Genomic DNA, 2,851 nt, shown 5'->3' on the forward strand with positions numbered 1-2,851 from the left:
TTTTCATCCCCAAGATCCGGGTTGGCCCCAAAGGCGAGCAAGCGCTCCGCAATCTCGAACCGGCGCTCATCCACCGCCCACCAGAGCGGCGTGCGTCCCCACTCATCGCGCGGATTCACGGCGGCCCCCGTGTCTAAAAAATGCTTGACGATCTTTGTGTAGCCCAAGGCCGCCGCGCCCCAGAGAGTAGTCCAGTCATGAGGGCAGAAGCGAGCGGGAGCCGCTGTGTTGTTGATGGGAGCGGGAGCATAGCGCCCCATTCGCAGCAAGTCCTCACGCACATCGCGGTGTTGGCGGAGCTTTCCCGCCCGTCGAGCACGCTTCCAGGAGAAGGCCATGTCTCTATTCTATCGCCTGAAACAGTTTGCTAAAAGTTTGCCATCCTGGTAGAATCCTTCACGATGAATCTAAACCCGGTTGAGATCAAGGCCTTTGTACCCGCACTGGACTTTACGATCTCCAAAGCATTTTACGAGGCCATTGGCTTTGAAATAAAATTCACAGACAATGAGCTAGCCTATCTTCTTTGTGGCAACTGTAGTTTTCTTCTCCATAAATTCCCCGTCAAGGAGTTTGCAGAGAACCTGATGATGCACTTACTGGTCGAGAGTGTGGAGGACTGGCATGCACATCTGACGGAGCAAAACATTGCGGAGCGCTTCGGCGTGCGTCTCGGCGCACTGGAAACCCAGCCCTGGGGAATGCGCGACTTTGTGCTCTTTGATCCCAGCGGCGTTCTGTGGCGAATCGCGCAGAATGTTTAAAGGCGGAGCGCATGAGCGCCCCGCCTGAGAGTTCTACTGAGACTTGCTCTTGTAGAGTGCGAGCCGGTCTACCACTTCTTTTTTGAGGTCATCTGGGACGCCCGCAGGAAGCTTGGCAACCGCCTTGGTCTGCAGCTCCAGGGCCTCCTTGAGGTTTCCCGCCTTGTAGTGGATAAAGGCCAGTGTGTCTAAGATCATGCCGTCCTCACCCTTGGTCAGCTCAACGGCTTTCTTCGCCATAATCAAAACGGAGTCTTTTAGCTTGGTAAAGGGAGGTGGAACCTCCTCTTTCCCTTCCACAAAGGTCCACGCAAGCTGGTTGTAGAGCTGGGAAATCTGGGCGGTCATGATCGGGCTCTCTGTCGCTACCTTATCGGCTAAGGCAAGGGCATCACTGATCTTATCCGCTTCGAGAAGTGCCTTGAACTCTTTGTCAAAAGCCTGAAGCTTTCCCTCAGCAGCCTGCTGTTGCTGGGCTTCTTTCTCTGCGGCGGCTTTCTCGGCGGCCATCTTTTTCTTTGCGGCGGCCACATCCCACTTCCCCGCGACGATCTTGGCAAGCGGCTCTTCCATTTGCATAGGGTGGCCGATCCAGGCAACTTTACCAGCCTTATCCACGATAAAGGCAGTTGGGATGCCATCAGAGCCCGATGCTTCCATCCAGCCCGAGGCCATTGTGCCCTTTTCCGGTTTATCGTCAATGGCGACACTGTAGTTCATCTTGGCTCCCATGCTCGCAACGAACTTGTTCACTTTGGTAGTGATCTGCGGCAAGGTAAGAGGTGCTTGTGGATTGCTCTCCCAGACCGAAACGCCCGTAAAGTCTGCCTTGCCCTTGTATCGTTTAGCGAGCTTAGTCAGGTGCGGGATACTGGTCTTACACGGCCCACACCAGGTTGCCCAGAACTCTACGACGTGAACTTTTCCTTTGGCAAGCGTGACGGGACTTCCCTTGACCCACTTGGCGACCTTGAGTGCCGGGGCTGCATCACCGACGGTAAGCTCCGCACGAGCCGCAGAAACGAGAGAGAAACAGAGCGCCGCGACGAGAGCGGGCGCTGCAAACGAGAGTCGCATGAGATAAAAAAACCTTTCTGAGCAGATATACGGCGAGCCCGTACCAACAAGTTCCGCGCAAGCAAAAAAAGCCCATGCCAGCGGCATGGGCTTTGCTACGACAGGGCGCTAAATACCCAGCGCTTTTTTCACCAAGCCGGGAATATCGGCGGTGGTGTCCGCGACGGGAGCTCCGGCGGCGTTCAGCGCAGCAATCTTGCTGTCTGCACTGCCGCTGGTACCCGAGACAATAGCTCCCGCGTGGCCCATGCGCTTGCCAGGAGGGGCGCTACGGCCTCCGATGAAGCCAACCACGGGCTTGGTCATGCGCTTGATGACCTCTGCCCCTGCCTCTTCATCCGATCCACCAATCTCGCCGACCATCACGACGGCTTTGGTTTCAGGGTCGTTCTCGAAGAGCTCTAAGACATCGGCGAAGCGCATGCCCAGAATGGGATCTCCGCCAATGCCGACAGCAGTGGTCTGTCCCAGGCCCGCACGAGTCAGCGCATCCACGATCTCGTAGGTGAGCGTTCCGGAGCGAGAGACAATCCCGACGGGGCCTTCCAGGAAGATGTTCTGCGGGATAATCCCGATCTTAGCCTTGCCCACCGAGAGCAGACCAGGGCAGTTGGTTCCGATCAGCCGCGTGCGCTTAACACGCTTGATATAGTCCGTGGCGGTGATCATGTCCTGCTGCGCCAGACCATCCGTGATGCAGACAATCAGCTCACAGCCCGCATCCGCGCCCTCGATGATCGAGTCGGCGGCGAACTTGGGAGGCACAACGACGAAGTGCGCGTTGGCCCCGGTCTTCTCCACAGCCTCTGCGACCGTGTTAAAGACAGGAACTGTGTACTTGCCATCATCACTGGTCCAGGTCTGACCGCCCTTACCCGGCGTCACCCCAGCAACTACTTGCGTTCCATAGGCGAGCATCTGCCCACTATGAAACGTTCCTTCCCGGCCCGTGATGCCGGAGACAACCACTTTAGTGGTCTCATCAATCAAAATCGCCATTTTTCGCTTAT

The 2,851-nt window shown here is 56.7% G+C and carries 4 protein-coding genes; 1 reads left to right on the top strand and 3 read right to left on the bottom strand.

Annotated elements, in window-relative coordinates:
* A partial coding sequence (locus RMO15_RS13260) for an ankyrin repeat domain-containing protein (RefSeq protein ID WP_309713297.1) occupies window positions 1-338 on the bottom strand: 338 nt, incomplete at its 3' end.
* Window positions 339-401: 63 nt separating this feature from the next.
* Here RMO15_RS13260 and RMO15_RS13265 point away from each other — a divergent pair.
* A complete protein-coding gene (locus RMO15_RS13265) occupies window positions 402-764 on the top strand; it encodes a VOC family protein (RefSeq protein WP_309713299.1) in 363 nt (120 codons plus the stop codon).
* Window positions 765-797: 33 nt separating this feature from the next.
* On the opposite strand, the gene RMO15_RS13270 is transcribed toward RMO15_RS13265, so the two are convergent.
* Together RMO15_RS13270 and sucD are read right to left on the bottom strand one after the other, a co-directional pair.
* Window positions 798-1,841, bottom strand: coding sequence for a redoxin family protein (locus RMO15_RS13270; RefSeq protein ID WP_309713308.1), 1,044 nt, complete (start codon window positions 1,839-1,841; stop codon window positions 798-800).
* 108 nt (window positions 1,842-1,949) lie between these two features.
* The gene (gene sucD, locus RMO15_RS13275) at window positions 1,950-2,840 is read right to left on the bottom strand and encodes a succinate--CoA ligase subunit alpha (RefSeq protein WP_369016109.1); all 891 of its coding nucleotides are present in this window, start codon (window positions 2,838-2,840) and stop codon (window positions 1,950-1,952) included.
* Window positions 2,841-2,851: the final 11 nt, after the last annotated feature.

Origin of the sequence: Armatimonas sp. (assembly GCF_031410135.1) — a bacterium.
GTDB lineage: Bacteria > Armatimonadota > Armatimonadia > Armatimonadales > Armatimonadaceae > Armatimonas.